Source organism: Nonomuraea longicatena, from assembly GCF_039525605.1.
Lineage (GTDB): Bacteria > Actinomycetota > Actinomycetes > Streptosporangiales > Streptosporangiaceae > Nonomuraea > Nonomuraea longicatena.
Genome location: NZ_BAAAHQ010000068.1, coordinates 1 through 1078 on the forward strand (window position 1 = coordinate 1; position 1078 = coordinate 1078).

The 1078-nt window shown below is 68.4% G+C and carries 1 pseudogene; it reads left to right on the forward strand.

Annotation, left to right across the window (positions count from 1 at the left end):
* A pseudogene (locus ABD120_RS38960) lies at window positions 1-1078 on the forward strand (DNA-directed RNA polymerase subunit beta); the annotation flags it as partial.

The following is a 1078-nucleotide window of genomic DNA, read 5'->3' on the forward strand; positions in this document are numbered from 1 at the left end:
GCCGAACGGCGATCGGATCGTCGAGACCGACGACATCGACCACTTCGGCAACCGCCGCCTGCGCAGCGTCGGCGAGCTCATCCAGAACCAGGTCCGCCTGGGCCTGGCCCGCATGGAGCGCGTCGTTCGCGAGCGGATGACCACCCAGGACGTCGAGGCGATCACGCCGCAGACCCTGATCAACATCCGCCCGGTCGTCGCCTCGATCCGCGAGTTCTTCGGCACCTCGCAGCTGTCGCAGTTCATGGACCAGACCAACCCGCTCGCCGGCCTGACGCACAAGCGGCGTCTGTCCGCGCTGGGCCCCGGTGGTCTGTCCCGTGAGCGGGCCGGCTTCGAGGTCCGCGACGTGCACCCGTCCCACTACGGCCGCATGTGCCCGATCGAGACGCCGGAAGGCCCGAACATCGGCCTCATCGGCTCGCTGGCCTCCTACGGCCGCATCAACGCCTTCGGCTTCGTCGAGACGCCCTACCGCAAGGTCGTCGACGGCAAGGTGACCGGCCAGGTCGACTACCTCACCGCCGATGAGGAGGACCGTTACGTCAAGGCGCAGGCCAACACCATCCTCAACGCCGACGGCAGCTTCGCCGAGGCGCGGGTCCTCGTCCGCACCAAGGGCGGCGAGACCGAGCTGATGCGGGCCGAGGAGGTCGACTACATCGACGTGTCGCCGCGCCAGATGGTGTCGGTCGCCACCGCGATGATCCCCTTCCTGGAGCACGACGACGCCAACCGCGCGCTCATGGGCTCCAACATGCAGAGGCAGTCCGTGCCGCTGCTCAAGAGCGAGGCGCCGCTGGTCGGCACCGGCATGGAGTACCGTGCCGCGACCGACGCCGGCGACGTCATCAGCGCCGAGAAGCCCGGTGTGGTCGAGGAGGTCTCGGCCGACTACATCACTGTCATGAACGACGACGGCACCCGCACCACCTACCGGGTGGCCAAGTTCAAGCGTTCCAACCAGGGCACCAGCTTCAACCAGAAGCCGATCGTGGTCGAGGGCGACCGCGTCGAGACCAACCAGGTCATCGCCGACGGCCCCTGCACCGACCAGGGCGAGATGGCGCTGGGCAAG